The sequence below is a fragment of the Planktothricoides raciborskii GIHE-MW2 genome, assembly GCF_040564635.1.
Lineage (GTDB): Bacteria > Cyanobacteriota > Cyanobacteriia > Cyanobacteriales > Laspinemataceae > Planktothricoides > Planktothricoides raciborskii.
In genome coordinates this window covers 5,211,748-5,230,872 of the sequence record NZ_CP159837.1, presented here as the reverse complement: position 1 = coordinate 5,230,872, position 19,125 = coordinate 5,211,748, and the positions used below count along the sequence as shown (strand labels likewise).

The 19,125-nt window shown below is 41.7% G+C and carries 12 protein-coding genes; 5 read left to right on the top strand and 7 right to left on the bottom strand.

Translation table 11 applies throughout. The features are described from left to right. Positions 1–6: 6 nt before the first annotated feature. The 5 genes from urtB to ABWT76_RS22370 all read right to left on the bottom strand — a co-directional run bounded on the left by urtB (position 7) and on the right by ABWT76_RS22370 (position 6,705). Entirely contained in the window at positions 7–1,176 is a 1,170-nt protein-coding gene (urtB, locus tag ABWT76_RS22390; RefSeq protein ID WP_054467996.1) for an urea ABC transporter permease subunit UrtB, read from the bottom strand. A gap of 191 nt (positions 1,177–1,367) precedes the next feature. Further along, on the bottom strand, positions 1,368–2,648 hold the full coding sequence (gene urtA / locus ABWT76_RS22385; protein ID WP_054468081.1) for an urea ABC transporter substrate-binding protein: 1,281 nt from the start codon (positions 2,646–2,648) through the stop codon (positions 1,368–1,370). A 199-nt stretch (positions 2,649–2,847) separates the two neighbouring features. Beyond that, positions 2,848–3,444, bottom strand: a complete 597-nt coding sequence (gene ureG, locus ABWT76_RS22380; RefSeq protein WP_054467998.1) for an urease accessory protein UreG — start codon at positions 3,442–3,444, stop codon at positions 2,848–2,850. A gap of 216 nt (positions 3,445–3,660) precedes the next feature. Beyond that, entirely contained in the window at positions 3,661–4,881 is a 1,221-nt protein-coding gene (locus ABWT76_RS22375; RefSeq protein ID WP_190879521.1) for an ABC transporter permease, read from the bottom strand. A 6-nt stretch (positions 4,882–4,887) separates the two neighbouring features. After that, positions 4,888–6,705: an efflux RND transporter periplasmic adaptor subunit gene (locus ABWT76_RS22370; protein WP_190879567.1), complete on the bottom strand. Its 1,818-nt coding sequence runs from the start codon at positions 6,703–6,705 to the stop codon at positions 4,888–4,890. Between the two features lie 799 nt (positions 6,706–7,504). Here ABWT76_RS22370 and ABWT76_RS22365 point away from each other — a divergent pair. Then, positions 7,505–8,233, top strand: coding sequence for a DUF928 domain-containing protein (locus ABWT76_RS22365; protein ID WP_054468001.1), 729 nt, complete (start codon positions 7,505–7,507; stop codon positions 8,231–8,233). Between the two features lie 500 nt (positions 8,234–8,733). Here ABWT76_RS22365 and ABWT76_RS22360 read toward each other — a convergent pair whose 3' ends face one another. Both ABWT76_RS22360 and ABWT76_RS22355 read right to left on the bottom strand, forming a co-directional pair. Further along, positions 8,734–10,509 (bottom strand): radical SAM protein, encoded by a 1,776-nt coding sequence (locus ABWT76_RS22360; protein ID WP_354634977.1) that lies wholly within the window; start codon positions 10,507–10,509, stop codon positions 8,734–8,736. 706 nt (positions 10,510–11,215) lie between these two features. Beyond that, the gene (locus ABWT76_RS22355) at positions 11,216–13,303 is read right to left on the bottom strand and encodes a thioredoxin domain-containing protein (protein WP_190879522.1); all 2,088 of its coding nucleotides are present in this window, start codon (positions 13,301–13,303) and stop codon (positions 11,216–11,218) included. A 189-nt stretch (positions 13,304–13,492) separates the two neighbouring features. Here ABWT76_RS22355 and ABWT76_RS22350 point away from each other — a divergent pair, with 189 nt between their 5' ends. From ABWT76_RS22350 to ABWT76_RS22335, 4 genes are all read left to right on the top strand, one after another. Next, the gene (locus ABWT76_RS22350; RefSeq protein ID WP_190879524.1) at positions 13,493–15,601 is read left to right on the top strand and encodes a GNAT family N-acetyltransferase; all 2,109 of its coding nucleotides are present in this window, start codon (positions 13,493–13,495) and stop codon (positions 15,599–15,601) included. Between the two features lie 3 nt (positions 15,602–15,604). After that, positions 15,605–16,048 carry an ASCH domain-containing protein gene (locus ABWT76_RS22345; protein WP_190879526.1) on the top strand — a complete coding sequence of 148 codons (444 nt, stop codon included), beginning with the start codon at positions 15,605–15,607 and terminating at the stop codon, positions 16,046–16,048. An 80-nt stretch (positions 16,049–16,128) separates the two neighbouring features. Then, positions 16,129–17,682 carry an McrB family protein gene (locus ABWT76_RS22340; protein ID WP_242053054.1) on the top strand — a complete coding sequence of 518 codons (1,554 nt, stop codon included), beginning with the start codon at positions 16,129–16,131 and terminating at the stop codon, positions 17,680–17,682. Continuing rightward, entirely contained in the window at positions 17,679–18,890 is a 1,212-nt protein-coding gene (locus ABWT76_RS22335) for an McrC family protein (RefSeq protein ID WP_190879530.1), read from the top strand. The genes ABWT76_RS22340 and ABWT76_RS22335 overlap by 4 nt, the downstream gene beginning before the upstream one ends. Positions 18,891–19,125: the final 235 nt, after the last annotated feature.

The window sequence follows — 19,125 nt, the reverse complement described above, 5'->3', positions numbered from 1 at the left end:
AATCATTTATCCTTCAGCAGTGCGTCCTTTTTGGGCAAAAATGCCCGAAGGTTTCACCTGTAAAAAAGCAATAATCAGGGCAAATATCATCACCTTTGCCATACTGGTACTAGCAAAGAAGGTAAAGAAATCGGTGACAGGCTGGAAAAACTCCACGGGAGTTAACAATAAGGCAAAAGTTCCTGAACCAATCAAATAACTCAAAATTCCAATCGCTAAAGCGGCCAAAATTGTCCCCAGAAGATTACCAACTCCACCTACTACCACCACCATAAAAGTATCGATAATGTAGTTTTGTCCCGTATTTGGACCCACAGAACCGAGTAAAGTAATCGCGCATCCAGCAATTCCCGCTAATCCCGAACCGATCGCAAAAGTCAGGGCATCAACTTGGGCCGTGGGAATGCCTAAACAGGAACTCATACTGCGATTTTGAGTAACAGCCCGAATTCTCAATCCCCAACTAGACCGATTTAAAAACCAATAAATTCCCACCAAACAAATCGTGGTTAAAACAATAATAAAAATCCGGCTATAGGGCAGTTGAAAATTCCCAATAGGCAAGCCACCTCTTAACCATGCAGGGGCAGTCACATCAACATTTCTCGCACTAAACCAAGGCTTAATTAATCCGGCGGTTTGGGGAATTTTCCCCAAAAGGCTTCCCGTACCAATGGCTAGTCCTAAAGAAATCGGCAACAGAGTAGCGATCGCCCATTGGCGAATTTTCTGCCAATTTGGGCGACGAATCAAAAGCCAAATTCCCCCAAAAAACAGCAGACAAAACTCGACAATTACGATCAAAAATCCCCAACTGACACTGCGGACAAATTGCTGCAAAATCAGGCTAACTCCCCAAGTAGCCAATAAAGTTTCTAGGGGGCGACCATAGAGATAACGAATCACACCTTTTTCTAACAGCCATCCCACCCCAGCGGCCAGAATAAATGATAAAGGCACAGCGAACAAAATATACAGGTTAAACCAGGGTTCGCCTAATAATTTAAAGACATTTTGCACCACAAAAGTTGTATAGGCGCCTAACATCATTAACTCTCCGTGGGCGAGATTAATCACGCCCATCAGACCAAAAACAATCGCTAATCCTAACGCGGCAATTAATAAAACTGAACCAATACTAATCCCGTTAAACAAGCCTTCTAACAGTTGAAACATAATCCGTTAGTAGAAATTTACTGAAGCGGCTAATTGGATAAAATTTCTTCATCGCCGTGGGAAGCATTAACCGTTAACCGACAAGCGGCCACAAAAAATGTCCCCGGAAAAAGAATTTTTACCAATTAAAATTTCTCGGTTAATCACGGGTTTCCAAACTATAAAAACCCGTGATTAAAATATTTTAATACTTAAATCTTGTACTTTTCTCCCTTATTGGGATCGGTCCAGTCACAGCCATAACCTTTGGTTGTCGGGACATATTGATTCCAGGGAACTGGATCGACCGGGGCATCCGTTGACCAAACAATATCAAATAGACCATCATTTCTCACTTGACCAATTCGCACGGTTTTAGAGATGTGATGATTGGGATACATTTTGACCTGCCCTTCTGGGGCATCAAACGTTTGACCAATTGCCGCCGCCCGTACCTTATTTAAATCGTCAGCAGTTCCCGCTTGTTCTACCGCTTGTTTCCAAAGGTAAACCATAATATAGGCGGCTTCCATTGGATCGTTGGTGACGCGATCTTGTCCGTATTCCGCTTTAAAAGCTTCGACAAATTTTTTATTGGCCGGACTATCTACGGTCATAAAATAGTTCCAAGAAGCATAATGACCGACGAGAAATTCTTTACCAATTTGTCGGACTTCTTCTTCGCCAATACTCACGGACATCACGGGATATTTATCCGCCGTTAATCCCGCCCCTTGCATTTGTTTGAAGAAGGCAACATTACTATCCCCATTCAGACTATTAAAAATCACCCCCCCATCGGGTAAAGCTTGCTTAATTTTGGTGATAATTGGTGTGACTTCGGCATTTCCCAGGGGCAGATAATCTTCCCCAACGGTTTCCCCACCTTTGACTTTAAGTTGCTCTTTAATAATTGTGTTCGCGGTGCGGGGGAAAACGTAGTCAGACCCAACTAAAAAGAATTTTTTGCCTTTATTTTGTAGCAGCCAATCAACCGCTGGCTCAATCTGTTGGTTAGGCGCTGCACCTGTGTAGAAAATATTTTTAGAACATTCTTGACCTTCATATTGTACGGGATACCAAAGCATATGATCTTTGGCTTCAAAGACATCTTTAACCGCTTTACGGCTGGCAGAAGTCCAACAGCCAAAGACGGTAGTTACTTTGTCTTGATCGATCAGTTTTTGTGCTTTTTCGGCAAAAGTTGGCCAATCAGAAGCCCCATCTTCAATAATCGGTTCAATTTGCTTGCCGAGAACTCCGCCCGCTTGATTAATCTCTTTGATAGCTAATAGTTCTGCTTCTTTGACCGTGGTTTCACTAATAGCCATTGTGCCACTGAGGGAGTGGAGAATTCCCACTTTGATGCGATCGCCACTATTTCCTGCGGTTGTAGATGTCGTCTCGGTGCTAGAACAGGATTTCAGTAACAGACTGCTTCCCAAGGCTGCCGAACTGTAGAGCAAAAATTTCCGTCGCCCTAATTTTGTCATAATTTTTGCCATAATTACTTTACTTACCCTCACCGAATTCAGTCATATAGATAAATAGAGATCAATATTGATCTCTATTTATCTATAGATAAATATTGAGACAGCTATCTTAAGATCGGGGATTATAAAAAAATGTATCTTAAAATACATTTTGAGTTTTTGGCAGATTTAACCCCTTATTTTCTACCTAGGTGAGATGCTAGGTGAGATGAAACTCTATAAATTCTTTCACTTTGGCTAATCCTTCGTGTTGTTTGAGATTTGTAAAGACGAAAGGTCGATCGCCCCGCATTTTTTTAGCATCTCGTTCCATCACGGTTAAATCTGCACCCACGAAAGCCGCTAAGTCGATTTTATTAATCACTAATAAATCAGATTTAGTAATTCCCGGCCCGCCCTTGCGAGGAATTTTATCTCCCGCTGCCACATCAATTACATAGATGGTTAAATCTACTAATTCGGGACTAAAAGTAGCGGCTAAGTTGTCGCCCCCACTTTCCACAAACACTAAGTCTAAATCTCCAAAAAGTTGTTCAAGCTGTTCAACGGCGGCTAAATTCATCGATGCATCTTCTCTAATCGCTGTATGGGGACAACCTCCGGTTTCTACCCCCACGATCCTTTCCGGTGGTAATGCTTGAGAACGAACCAAAAATTGAGCATCTTCTTGGGTATAAATATCGTTTGTCACCACAGCAATTTGATAGCGATCGCGCAATGTCTTACATAACGCTTCTAATAATGCAGTTTTTCCTGAACCTACAGGGCCAGCGATGCCCACACGAAATCCAGTCATAAGTGATTTTCTAGAGTGATTGTCTTGTCTATTGTAATACCATTTACAAAAATTTATGCGACAATAAGTATTTATATTGTAGAGTGGGCAAAAATTCACCATCATATATGGTAAGTTGGGTAAAATATGCATGCCCACTCTACGAATGTTAGGGGCTGTTGCTCTCTGTGATTCTCTGTGCCTCTGTGGTAAAACTATTACAAGATCGCAAAAAATTTAATCCGTTGCCCGCAAAGCCACAATCGGATCTAATTTAGCCGCTTGCTGGGCAGGAACAATGCCAAAAAATAAGCCGATCGCCCCAGAAATAGCCGTAGAAACCGTAATCGCTATTAAAGAAAAACCCGCTTCAAACGGAGACAATAAACTGATAATTAAGATTAAACCCACCCCGATCGCAATACCAATCAAACCACCAGAAAGGGATAAAATAATCGCTTCAGCGGTAAACTGGAATAAAATATCTTTTTGGGAAGCCCCGATCGCCTTTCGCAGACCAATTTCCTGGGTGCGTTCTCTTACCGCCACCAGCATAATATTCATAATCCCAATTCCCCCCACCAAAAGGGAAATACTGGCGACCAATCCTAAGACCATCGTTAAAGCCCCAGTCACCGCCCCAGTAATATTTTCCAACTCCTGCTGATTGCGGACAAAAAAATCATCTTCATCAACAATTTTATGGCGCAAACGTAACAAATTTTCTATCTGAAATTGCGCTTTACTTAGGTCTTCTAACCTATGTACAGAAATAGAAATAAAACTAATCTTGGTGCCGTAAATCGATGAACTCCCAGAAATTTGTTGAGCCATTGTGGTCAAAGGTAAAAACACCGTTTCATCTTGATTGCTGGTAAAAGTGGCTCCTTTGGATTGCATCACCCCAATCACCGCAAAAGAACGGTTTTTAATTCTAATACTTTGACCCAAAGAATTTTGCTCATTAAATAATATTTTAGCTACGTCTGAACCAAGCACTGCCACCGCTTGATACCGCTGTAAATCTAGGTGATTAAAAAAGCGACCTTGGGCGATATCAAAATTACGCACGGTGAGAAATTCTGGCGTAGTTCCCACTAATCGGGCAGAAAAATTTTCACTGCGATAAGTGACTCGTTGACTGCCATTAATTTGGGGGGCAACTTGTTTCACCGATGGCACTTGAGAAGCGATCGCTTCTGCATCTTCTAGCACCAAAGTTTGGGGAATCACCACAGGGCGATTTCGCGCCTTGGGACTGCCCGGTTCCACAAATAATAAATTATTGCCAAGTCCCTGCACTTGTTGACTGACAAATTGTTGGGCGCCTTCCCCAATGCCAATAGTAGCAATCACCGACGCATTGCCAATAATAATGCCTAACATAGTTAAGCCGCTGCGGAGTTTATTTAACATCAAAGTTTTAGCGGCCATTTCAATAGTTTCTACTAAATTCATTTAAAATTAATCCTCATTTTTCAAAATATCTTCTAATTTTTGGCCGGGGGGAAGACCGACAAAGACGCGATCGCCTGACTCCAAACCACTGAGAATTTGAATATCATTGCCAATCGTCGGGCCAATGGTGACAGGACGAAAGACCGCTTCATTTTTCTCATTAGGAACTAACACCCCAGTTTCACCTTTATTGGTGACAATTGCCACCGTAGGCACGACTAAAGCATTTTTCAATTCATCTCCTAAAAACGTCACATCCACATTCATTCCCGATCGCAATTCCTCGAAACCTGAGTCAATATCAACCCGAACTTCAAATAAAGTCACATCTTGTTCTTTAATTGCTTCTGGAGCAATCAAACGCACTTTACCTGTAAAAACTTGGTCAGGGTAAGCATCCGCCACAATTTCCACCCGTTGACCGGGCTGAATTTGCGTAATATCCGCTTCCGGGACTTTCCCCAAAATTTCTAATCCTCTAGCCAAAGCGACAATAGAAGTAGAAGTAGCTTGACCCGCACTGGAAGCGGAAGTCGTTGGCGTCACAAACGCGCCCTCCGTGGCATATCTTTGGGTAATTTGCCCAGAAAACGGCGCCCGAATAATCGTATCTTCTAGCTGAACTTCCACCTCGCGCAATTGTCCCAGGGCTTCGTTCACCTCCGCTTCTGCTTGAGTAATGGTTTCGGGACGCGGGCCATTTTCTTGCAAAGCCAAAGCTTGTTGGGCCTCTTGCACTTGGGCTTCGGCCCTGGCAATTTCCTCTGGACGCGGGCCATTTTCTTGCAAAGCTAAAGCCTGTTGGGCCTCTTGCACTTGGGCTTCAGCCCTGGCAATTTCCTCTGGACGCGGGCCATTTTCTTGCAAAGCTAAAGCCTGTTGGGCCTCTTGCACTTGGGCTTCGGCCCTGGCAATTTCCTCTGGACGCGGGCCATTTTCTTGCAAAGCTAAAGCCTGTTGTGCCTCTTGCACTTCCGCTTCCGCTTGTGTCAGTTCCTCCCGCCGATTTTTTTGCAGTTGTTCTAACTGGCGTTGCGCTTCTTGTAAATTGGCTTGAGCCCGCCGATTTTCCGTCACCGCTTCATCCAGGCTATCTTGAGAAATTGCCCCTTCGTCGGCTAATTGCTGATTTCGTTTTCGCCGCACTTCCGTTAATTCCACTCTAGCCTGGGCGTCCACTACCCTTGCTTCCGCTTGGGCAATTTCCTCAAATCGGCTACCGGCTTTTACCCTCGTCAGACGGGCTTGGGCTTGGGCTAAACGGGCTCTCGCTTGGGCAATGTTTTCCCGACGGTTCCCTGCCCGCAATTCGGCTAAACTCGCTTGGGCTTGGGCTAAACGAGCTCTGGCTTGGGCAATGTTTTCCCCACGGTTCCCTGCCCGCAATTCGGCTAAACTCTCTTGGGCTTGGGCTAAACGAGCTCTGGCTTGGGCAATGTCTTCCCCACGGGAACCAGCCTGCAATTCGCTTAAACTCGCTTCGGCTTGGGCTAAACGAGCTCTGGCTTGGGCAATGTCTTCCCCACGGTTGCCGTTTTCCAGTTCTCGCAGTCGGGCTTCGGCGCGGTTGAGTCGGGCGCGGGCTTGCACCAGTCGGGCACTCGTATCTTTACTTTCCATAATGGCGACAATTTCACCGGCTTCGACGCGATCGCCCTGTTCCACTCGTAACTGTTCAAGGCGTCCGGCATTTTTGGGGGATAGGTTGACACTTTGGATCGGTTGCACCGTGCCACTGGCTTGAATTCTGACCGTGCGATTCTGAAATTCTACGGCGACCGTGAGTTCGGCGATCGGATCGGTTTTGGGTTTGCGGCGACCCATGATTCCATATCCAATCGCGCCAAAACCTAACAAAATCACCACTACTAAAGCGATCGCTCCCAATTTTTTCATACCCTTCACTTTTTTCATTGGAGAGGCAAGAAATTTTGAATTATTTTCTGATTTCGATTCTTTTTGAGATTCTTTTTGAGATTCTTTTTGAGATTCTTTTTCCGGGGGAAGCTGCGACATGATGTTTTGACTCTGAACAATACAGCACTGAAACAATCAACGGACATAATAATCTACCAGCGTTGTATCGCCGTTTTAATCCCTGATCAATCCCTTAATTTGGTGATAAATTAGGCTCATTTTTTAGATTATATAACAGCCGCAGATTGTTTTAGTAAAATTAACTTACTTCTTTATTTTAGCATAAATTATTTTTTTATTAAATTATTTTAATTTTTATTCTTTTTTTTATTTAATTTCGATTCAGGCAATCAGTAATAGAAATTCATGTGTTTAATAAAAATTAACAATATACCTGGATTTATCTCCAGAGTAAATTTAGTCAATTTAACCTTGACCAGAGAAATTTAGGGATGAGCTTACCCTGGTGCGATCGCTGATGGAATCGCTTGCTGGAACGAAAGGAGTGGGGGGGTTCAAAGCCGATATATCCAGGGGTTTTTGGCAATCAGATCGATTTACTCCACAGGAAAGCCAGCAATGAGAATAAATACCGATATCATTAAATAATCTTTAAATTTCTCAGGGATATCTTTACGGGACATTTATAATAGTAATAACTTCGTCATTATCGCGACATCCTGTAACCATTTAGCCCAAGACTCTTATGCCTAGAAATCATTTAGCCGCCAACATTTCTCAAGTCGCGATCGCCATATCCATCGCGATCGCTGGAAGTATCGGTATTTCTGGATCGGCCACCGCAGGGCCAAAACTGAATGTAGAGAACCGAGGCGCCCCAACCTTAACCGCTGGTGCCGCTTCTCGCAGTGGCAATACCGCAACCATGATTGCTTTACAAGCACCGAGTCAAAAAACCTTGACCGTCGCCGTTGCTCCCACAGTCTTTATCTATATATCCAACACAACTGCTTCCGAAGGGATTTTTGTCCTCAAAGATGAAAATGAAAATGACATAGCTCGCATGACTGTAGCGTTGCCCGATCAACCGGGAATTGTCCGCATCCAGCTTCCAGAAACCATGATGTCTGAAGCTTTACAAGTAGGCAAAGAATATCAATGGGTATTTAGCCCAGTGTCTAGCAACCAGAGCGGAATTAATACTACCTTTATTAATGGTTGGATCGAACGCATTGAATTAAGTCCAAATCAGATCAGCCGATTGAATAATACCGATCCCTTGGGTGCCGTAGACTTATATGCAGAAGCAGAACTTTGGCAGGATGCTCTAGCCACCTTGGCTGAATTTGCCGCAACTAACCCCAACAATTCAAATCTAGAAGCCAAGTGGAACAATTTATTAAACCAAGCTGGAATGGGCAATTTAGCGGGAGTTTCCGTCGATTTTGCTCAGGCAGTCGCCAGCAACAATTAACCAGAAAAATGAAGTATGAAGTGTCAATAATTTTCTAAATCAATTCATACTTCAGATCGGTTAATGCCGGTGGGTTAATAATATGACTATCAAATTACCGGATAGCCAAAATCTCACAAATACCAGGGAAATTTTTATTCAGATAATTCAGACAAAAACGTTATCAAAAACGATATTTTTTACCGAAAAAGTGATACTATAATTTATACTTTAATTCATGCTTTAATTGTCTCGCGATTGATGACAAATTAGCCAAATTACCGATAAAAAAGCTCGGCAAGCAAGAAACCGGGTTTCTTGCTTGCCGAAGTCAATTGACCCCAAAACCTGAGTCCTAGAAACCTGAAGCGGTTAGAAACCGGGTTTCTATGTAGGTTCCGGTGGGGAGGCAAATATTTCTTAGAGAAACCCGGTTTCTTGTCCCTGTGTCCCTGTAGGGTCTGCTGGGGAGGCAGATATTTCTTAGAGAAACCGGGTTTCTTGCTTGCCGAAGTCAATGTTTAGTTCAAATTGGCCAAGGCAATTTGTGAATCTTTGGAAGAAGCTGTACTCACCATTGCTGAATATTCACCGTTATAGTTGGTAAATTCAGCCGGTGCCCGACGAATATTAGATAGACGAATTTGCCAATCGGAAACTTCCGCGTAAGTCAGATGATTAGTATTGGAAGTAGTTGTCCAAACTCCCCAAAGACAGGTATCTTCAAACTGTAGCATTCCTGACTTGCGTAAGTTATAAGATTGCGGAGTTCCGGGCAAGGGAATAATGCTGTAGCAAGAAGTTTGAAATTCCAATTGAGGGTTAATCTCCACCAGTTCATCTACCAGGTCGGCGATCGCTTCCTCAAGACGTAACAAATCCTCATGGTCATCATCCGGTAGCCCGATAATAATGCCATAAGTCACCACCGGGACACCCGTTCTGACCACAGCTTTCATCAAATCACAATGCTCTTGCCAAGGCAGAAGTTTCTTGTAGGCTTCTCGACCAAAAACCGGACGTTCCGCCGGGATATAAGCCAAAGGACAGCCAACTTTGCCATCCCAGGCAAACAGCGCAGAAATCAATTCTTCGTCCGGTCTGAGGTCGGTGCTGTCGTAGTTTCGCCCTGCCCCCAGAGTGGTTTTTCTCAGTTCTAAACCATTGGGCCACATAAGAGTGATTCCCATATCCCGCGCCCCATTGGTAATTTCCAGGATTTCTTCTCGCCCTCCCGGAAAGAGGACGCGGGCGAGGAATTGATCGGAACCAATATTGATCGATCGCGCCCCCGCTTGTTTCTGGATTTCCAACCATTTAAGGGCGGTTTCTGGGGACATTCGCCGAAAACCAGTGCCGTAGGTGGGGGTCATGCAAAAGTCACAGGTGCGATCGCAACCAATATCTGCCACCAAAGAACCGACTGGGGCCAATCCCTGAACATTGGGCAGAGTCCCTAAACAATCCCGCGCCACTTCCACCGAAGGCAGCGCCCACTCATCGGGACTTTTGGCTTTAGTCTTTCGGGGATACTGTTTCCCATCAGGGAAAATCACCCCCGTGAGTTCTTCTCGCGGAGGTCGTCCCAGTACATAGTCAAAAATCGCCCAATTCGCAGCCCCGGATTTATCCTGAACCACTACGGTAGCGCCAGCCTTCAAGTAGTGGTGCGGTTCCGCCAGGGCATCGGATCCGCCAACCACAATGGGACGCCCACCTTTAGCCAGGTGCTCGATCACCATGCAGGTCACTTGACGGTCTTGGGAGAAATTCACGGTGACACCCCAAGCATCAAAAGCTTCAGGATCGAGGGCAGAAATTTTGCCACCAACATAAGTTTTCCGCAGGTTCATCCCTTTCCAGAAAACTTGCCCAAATTCCTCACTATAACTATCATCTCGGAGGTTGACTAAGCGGGCATCAAATCCTCCGGCTTGCAAGTCAGGGATTAAAACTTGCTTGCTGATTAACGAACGATTTCTATATAAAGAAGTCCAATTTTTGCCTTCAGCATCGTATAGTCCCGTGGCTGGTGGTTCAATCAGTCCAATGGTGGGATATTTTTTCGCTACCATAGTCTTCGATCCTGTGAAATGTGGGATTAGAGTAGGGCATTTTTGCGCGATCGCGAAGCGGCGCGGAGGCGCCATCGCGATCGCAATTCCTTTAGCAGTAGAATTGGCGATCCAATCTTTACAGCAATTTTCTCCGCGAGTAAACCACAAAGCATTTGTAGGGGCGAAGCATTCCGGCAGAAGTTTGATGCTTAAAATATTAATGTAGGGGCGAATGGCCATGCGCCCCTACGGAATGCTTCGCCCTACCGTGGTTCAGTAGGGGCGAAACCGCTTTAAGAGAATTTTAGTATAGGATCGCAGAAAAAATATCAGGAATAGATGATTTCGACAAAATTGCGGATTTTCTTAATAATTTCTCTGGTAAAGCGGCCCTGTTATACCAATTTCAGAACAACTGGTAAGTAGAAACTCACAAAGCACAAAAATTCAGTCAATTATCATTAGTTATTGGGTAGGGATTCTTTAGTTATTGGTTGTTAGTGATTACAGCGTTTTTATTACAGCGTTTTTTAGATGAATAAACCACATTAACCGCCAGGGAATGAATTCCCTCCTGTAGGGGTCAACGGCCGTTGACCCCTACAGGCGGTTAAAACCGACTGCAATTCTGTACGGTTCAAAGGTTGTTTACCCCTAGAAGCATAATTAGTCGGATTCATCCGACTTGAGCTATGAGGCGGGGAATTCATTCCCCGACGGGTGTGGTTTACTCAGTATAAAATCGCTGTACCACATTAACCGCCAATTAATTTCCCGCCTGGTGTGTTTTACTCAGCAAAAAACGCACTCTAGGGTGGTTTAAAAGCTGCTGTTTGATCTGGTCAATAACACGCCCTTTATAGGATTAATCGGAAAACCGCTGTAAACAAATAACAAAAGACAAAGCCCAAATGATCAAAAAATGACCAATGAAAAATGTCAACAGTTAACCCTGAACCACCGAATGATATCTGGTTTGACTTGCTTGCAATTGGTCTAATAGTTGCTCCTGAGTTTTCGCCGGTGCTTGGCAAGTAAAACCCTGGCAAACTAAGCCCACGGATTCTGCTGGGATATCCGACTCTATTTTATAGATGGCTGTGGGAAAATAGTGCTGATTGATACTGGCAAATACGGGGGTACTGCTGCGGACTAAAGTGTGATTTTTAAACCAATCTAAGGCCACAAAAAGACTGGGACAAGCGGAGGCAGCCCGCTGCATGACGCTGCTAAATGCTTGTAAGATTTGTTCGGCGCGATCGAGATAGTTTAAGTCTTCAGTCACGAAAGCCAGCCGGACTAAATTCGCAGCGGCAATGCCATTAGCGGCAGGAGTAGCATTATCCATATAACTCCGTTCCCGAATAATCAAATCATCGCTGCTATCGGTGGCGGTATTATAATAACCTCCCATTTCAATACTCCAGAGAAATTCATCAAATTCTGCCTGGACTTTTACGGCTGTTTCTAACCAAAATTCTGGAGCAACTGGGGCAGACTCAAAAGATAAACTAACTTGATGTAAATCGATTAAAGCTTTAATAAATAAAGCATAATCTTCCGATTGGGCTAATACCGCAGTTTTGCCCTCATAGTTGAGGCGATGAAACCGTCCCTCAATCCATTGGCGATCGCAGATAAAATTCGCCGCATTAGTAGCTAGTTCTAAAAATTCTGGTTCATCAAACACCGCTGCGGCTGTAGCCAACCCAGAAATCATTAAACTATTCCAAGCCACAATCATTTTCGGGTCAGTCACCGAGGGAATTCTTCCCGGCCAAGGATAGGTTTTCGCTTCCTGATTATCCCGGGCTGGGGGAAAAGTTTTCAACTCCTGGGGTAGTGCGCCATAACGCAGTTGAAAGAGTTTTGCTAATGCCGCTTCCAGAGTATGACTCAGTTCGCCCAAATGCCGACGTTGTAACACATTTTGCCCTTCAAAATTGCCATTCGGAGTGACAGTAAATTGCTCTTTTAATTCCGCCAATTCTTCAGGGGTTAACAGTGCTTCTAATTCTGAATAAAGCCACACATAAAAAGCCCCTTCCTCTGGTTCTGCTGCGGTGGGAGTGGTAAAACTATCCGCATCTTGGGCCGCATAAAAATATCCTTCTGGGGCGGTCATTTCTCGTTTCAACCATTGCACCGTCCCGAAAACTGCCCGTTTGAAAGCCGGTTCGTGAACCCCAGAACTCCATAAATTTGCCAAATATTCGACAATTTGCCCATTGTCATAGAGCATTTTCTCAAAGTGGGGGACAGTCCAAGTAGGGTCAACGGTATAACGGTGAAATCCTCCGGCTACATGATCGTAAATGCCTCCCAAAGCTAAATCATAACCCCGTTGAATACTGACTTCTTGGGGATTATATTTCGCTTCCAGATTAAAGCGACTGCCCTGGAGAACCAGTTGACTATAGGGAATCATGGGGAAACTTTGCCGACCGTGGCGATCGCCAATAATGGCCGTACTCACCTGCACACCACTGCTGAGACAATCATCAGCAATGGTTTCCGTTCCTGGAATTACGGCTGACTGTTGCAAATGCTGCATAATTTCCTGGGTCACATCTTGCAGCTTGGCTTTGTCCGTATCGTAATAGCGGCGAATGGCTTGGAGAATTTGCAAAAATCCCGGACGACCATATTTCGGTTCCACCGAGAAATAAGTGCCGCCAAAAAAAGGAATCAGGCGATCGGGGGTTAAGAAAATATTTAACGGCCAACCTCCTTGACCCGTCATAATTTGCAGCGCTTGCATATAAATGCTATCAATATCTGGCCGTTCTTCTCGGTCTACTTTAATCGGCAAAAAATTGGCATTCATATAATCAGCAATCAGTTGATTTGAGAAAGCCTCCCCCTCCATGACCGTACACCAATGACAACTGGAATAGCCGATCGACAAGAAAATTGGCTTATTCTCCCGGCGAGCAGTTTCCAAGGCTTCTGGACACCAAGGCCACCAATCAATCGGATTTTCCGCGTGTTTGCGTAGGTAGAGGCTTTCGGTTTGGGCTAGATGATTGGTCATAAGTGGTTAGTTAAACTCGATTTGACTACGGTTTTCTGGTAGCAGTGTAACCCGAACTGGCAAGGTAAGGGGCGAAGTGTGGGGTGTGGGGGTGTGGGGAGGTGAGGGTGCAGGGGGGCTATATTCCGGTTATTTCAGTGCTATTATTTTAGATGATTGTGCTAATTTTTCTGATTTTATAGTCAAAACGTGAAACAAAATAGTCCAGTAAAAATTCAAGTCATTGATGAAAACTCTCCCTATTTAGAAACTGTGATTGCTCTAGGGGATGCGAATAAAGCTACTTTGGGATTTTTCAAAAGAAAAGCTTTTATACAATCCGCAGCAAAGCGTCAGATTATTGTTGCTCTAGATTCCCACAAAAACTGTATTGGCTATCTACTCTATTACACTCGTTGTCGCGATCGTTATATTAAGATTGTTCATCTTTGCTTGGCTCCATCCTGTCGAGGCCAAGGAATTGCCAAGCAACTTGTTGAGTATCTGAAGAAAAATACTCAAGACTATAATGGAATAGATCTAACTTGTAGAGATGATTATAATTTACAGGATATGTGGGTAAACTTTGGGTTTGTAGCTGCCTATTCTAAACCCGCAGAAAAACGGGGAAAAAATAGTACAATTTGGCGTTTAGATTATGGTAAAACTAATCTGTTGTTTGATTTAGCCAATCAGCATAGAGAAAATAAATTATCTGTGGCTATTGATTATTCTATCTTTGGAATGCTGACTAAAAAAACACCTGATGCAGAGGCAGAAGCTTTATTGGCTGATTGGCTTCAATCTGAAGTAGAATTGTGTGTGACTGAAGAAATTTTCAATAAAATTAATCAGATCAATAATCTCAAAGAACGAAATCGTCAGCAACAATTATTTGATGATTTTACTTGCCTGCCTTGTCCCCATGATAAATTTGAGGATGCTTTTCAAAGTCTTAAGTTATTTGTGAGCAAAAATCAAAAAATAAATATTAATGAATCAGATTTGCGTAGTCTTGCCAGAACTCTGGCAGCAAAAATTTATATTGTAGTCACCAAAAGTAAACAATTACTTGATAATGCCGAGCGATTATATGAATCATTAAAAATATCAATCTTATCTCCTGATGATTTAATTCTTAGCATAGATACTCTCAACCAAAACCCTGACTATCAGCCTGCACGATTAGCGGGAACTCAGCTAGAAGAAACAATTATACAAAAAGGTGAAGAATCTAACCTAATTGATGCTTTCTATTTATCAGGTAAAGAAGATAAAGCCGAATTTTCGCAGCGCTTACGCCGATTTATTGCAGAAAAAGATAAATTTACTCATGTTTTAGTGAGAAATGCAGAAAAAGAGCCTCTTGCTTTGGTTGTGTATGACAAACATAAACCCCATGAGTTAGAAATTCCCATGATTCGAGTCGGGGATCATTCCCTCTCGACAACCTTGGCACGTCATTTAATTTTTCGCTCTATATCAAAAGCTGCATTTGACAATCGTCAATTTACCAGAATCACCGATCCACACTTAGATGATTCAATTATCAATGCTATTCAAGAAGATATGTTCATTACTGTTCAAGATGGATATTTAAAAATGAATATTGCTCAGGCTGAACCTGCATCTATCCTTTCAAGAAAAGTAATCAGCCTAGTAGATCGGTATATAGAAACTAATAATGGTTATAATTATTTCAAAAAATGTTCTGAAGATATCAATTCTTTAGATTTAAATGAGTACAAAAATTTATTCGTTATTGAAAAAGCGCTTTGGCCCGCAAAGATTATTGATGCTCATATTCCTACATTTATTATTCCTATTCAGCCAAGATGGGCTCAAGAATTATTCGATTATCATTTATCAAAACAGTGTTTATTACACAATATCACTGATTTAGCTCTGAACAGAGAAGCCGTGTATTATAAATCCAAACAAGGTACTACAAAATTAAAACCGGGAATTGTTGGTAGAATTTTATGGTATGTCAGTGCTGATAAAGATCGGGGTTTTATCGGAATTCAGGCAATTAGAGCTTGTTCTATTCTAGATGAGGTGGTCATTGGCACCCCTGAAGAGTTAGATTTACGTTTCCGAAATTTAGGAGTTTACAAAAAAGAAGATTTACTTAAAATTGCTAAAAATGACGAAAAACGAGATATAATGGCTTTAAGATTTAGCAACACAGAACTGTTTAATCATCCAATTGACTTGACAGATATTCGGGAAATCCTGAATAATAAAACAACCATACAAAGTTCTATTGAGATTACCGATCGACAATTTGAGCAAATTTACAAGATGGGTTACGCCTAAGTTATGTCAGAAAGCCAAGACAATATTTTGTTACTCTCTATCAAACCAGAATATGTCCTTAAGTTGTTTGAAGGAACCAAAAAAGTAGAGTTAAGAAAAATTAAACCAAAGTTAATGCCAGGAAATAGGGTGGTGGTTTATGCTTGTTCCCCAGTGAAAGCGATCGTCGGTGTATTTGAAGTAGAAAAAGTGCTTGAAGATAGTCCAAGCAGCCTTTGGGATCGGGTGAAAGAAATTGCTGGTATCAGTAAACCAGATTTTGATGATTATTATTATACTTCCAGAAAAGCGTATGCAATTTTTTTAAAAAAAACCGAACAATATGAGCCTCCATTAGATTTAGAAGCTATCAAGCAGCAATGGTTTAACTTTCATCCACCGCAAAGTTACAAATACTTAACAAATTCTGAGTTTAAAGAAATTCAAAATATGATCACAATAGCTTAATTTATCGAAAAAATATGGGTGGTATAGAAAATATAGAGACACTCAATCAAAACACTTTAATATCGTTGTTTCAAGAATTTTTGAAGGATCCTTACATAAAGGGATGTCTAAATAAAATATCTGACTATAAGGAACAGCGTCAACAGGGACGACGTAACTTTGAAGCGATCGCCTCATTGGTTCAGTATGGACAAATTCCTACGGAACTGATTCTACTACAATTACTGCCTTATGAAAATTCTCCTAGTAATTCTTATCAAAGAGCATGGATCCATAGTAATCCAGGCATCACTGGAACCTTAGAAGAATGGTTAAAACAGCAACAATGGAATGAAAAACAAACCGCAAAAATAGCTCGGGCAATTTTTCGGTTGGTTAAACGCTGTAACGACGATCCAAGCCAGTTGTCAGTTGCTTGCAATGAGTTTTGGCAAATTTCTTATGCTCAAAATATCACTACAGAGTTAATCTCGCCGATTCTTCATGCACTGAAACCTGACAAATTTATGATGATTCATCAGAAATCACTACAGATTATTAATGGTTTTTATCAAAAGTCTTATACTGAACAATTAAAAGATTATCCAGAAACGAATCACTTAGGGAATCAGTTAATTAAAGAATTGGCAAATTATAAACAACAGGTCTTTGGTCTGCCAGCAATTCCAGATTATGACTTTTTTGATTTATTTTGTCACTGGGTTTTCAGGGGGAATCATCAGATTTTTTTAAATAAACAAGAGAGTTTACCTAAATTAAATAAAGAGAATTTTGTGAATAGTCACACGAATCAAAACTCGAAATATTCTTTATTACAATGTGCTGAAGAAACCGGATTTGAGGAATCAGAACTCAAAAGATGGGTACGCGCTATCCACCGTAAAGGACAAGCTATTTTACAAGGCCCTCCCGGAACAGGTAAAACTTATCTAGCGGAAAAAATTGCTCAACATTTAATTGGTGGTCGCGATGGTTTCTGTGAACTGGTGCAATTTCATCCCGCGTATGCTTATGAAGATTTTATTCAGGGAATTCGTCCTAAAACTGATGATCGAGGACAACTAACTTATCCAGTGGTTCCTGGTCGTTTTTTGGAGTTTTGCCAAAAATCTCAGGAATGTAAAGATACTTGTGTTCTGATTATTGATGAAATTAACCGAGCAAATTTATCGAGTGTCTTTGGGGAGTTAATGTATTTACTGGAATATCGAGACAAAGATATTTATTTGTCTGGAAGTGGTGAAAAGTTTAAAATTCCTAAAAATGTCAGATTAATCGGGACTATGAACACCGCCGATCGCTCTATTGCTTTAGTCGATTATGCGCTACGCCGACGTTTTGCTTTTATCGAAATATCTCCGAACTATCAGGCATTACAAACATATCACAAACGAGCTAATACTGATTTTCCGGTAGAAAATTTGATCAAAATTTTGCAAAAGCTTAATCAACAAATTAACGATCGGCATTATGCGATCGGCAATTCTTTTTTTATGGTGGAAAATTTACAAGATGAACTCCCTGATATTTGGCAAATGGAAATTGAACCTTATTTGGAGGAGTATTTTTTTAACCAGTTGGGAAAAGTCGATGAGTTTCGTTGGCAAAAAATTAATCAAAATTTTTTAGTATGAATTTAGACACTATTAAAGTTATTGAAATCATCGAATATCAATCAATTTTAATTCCGCGTCAGGATATTCCCCAAGCAGCCCTGGATGAACTAAGACAAAAATACAAACCCCAACTTCAAATTGGGCTTGAAGATACAAGATATGGTGATTTCTGGAAACTTACGGCTAAAGGATGGGTTGGTTATATTCCTTTACCGGCAAATTTGGGGATTAGACTTCAGCCTAAAGTCCCCATTCAATCTATCTTAGGAATGTTAGAATATGCCTATAATTTAAAAAGTTTTCGGTTTTTAGATGGTTTGATTGATTGTGAAACCTTAGAGGAATTTTGCGATCGCCTTGCCGCTATTCTCGCTAGTCGCATTTTATCTCGCGTTCGTCAGGGCATTTATCAGACCTATCTACCAAAGACAGGAGAATTAGGATATATTCGCGATCGCCTCGATATTCGCCACACAATTCAACAACCTTGGACGGTCAAATTCACTTGTCATTATCAAGAATACACCGCTGATATTCCAGATAATCAGATTCTCCTTTGGACAATGCACTGTCTGAGTTTTTCTGGTCTTTGTCGCCAGTTCTCGCAACATCTCGTATCAGAAACTTATCGCGCATTAAAAGGAGTAGTAAGACTGAGACATTTTAACTCTCAAGACTGCTGCGATCGCTCATATAACCGCTTAAATCAAGATTACGAATCTTTACACACCCTCTGTTACTTTTTTCTGGAACAGATCGCCCCCAGTCATTCCATAGGTTTTTCTAAAAATTTACCTTTTTTGGTAGATATGTCAAAACTCTATGAGCAGTTTATTTATCAATGGTTAAAAATCCACCTCCCTGGAAATTTTAGCATTAAAGCCCAACAACGATTACAGATTGGTAAAAAATTAAACTTTAAAATAGATTTAGTGATTTATGAAACATCTATGGAAAATCCTAGATATATCCTTGATACTAAATACAAGAGGTCATTAAAACCATCGACAGAAGATGTCGCTCAAATTATCGCTTATGCCACTGCCAAAAATTGCCCTGAAGCAATTTTAATTTATCCCGTTGATTTACCTGAACCCGTTGATGAATGGGTAGGCGATCGCCAAATACACCTGAGAAGTTTAACTTTTTCCACTCAGACAAACCTGGAAAAATCAGGTGATAAATTTTTAAGTAAATTGTTTGATAATTATCAAAATGTAAACTGAATTATTTATAAAAAAAGTAAAAATAACCATCAATTTGCCAATTATATCAAATCCGGTTGTAATAGAGGACGGGCGGGTTTGAAACCCGCCCCTACAATAACCTAAAACACTTGTAGATTCCCGCATTCGCGGGAATGACAGATAGCTTGGGAAACTGGTTTTGACAACCGGATTTGGTATTATATTATTTTTTGAAAAATTTAATATTTTTTTATAAAAAAACCGTTTTTTAATT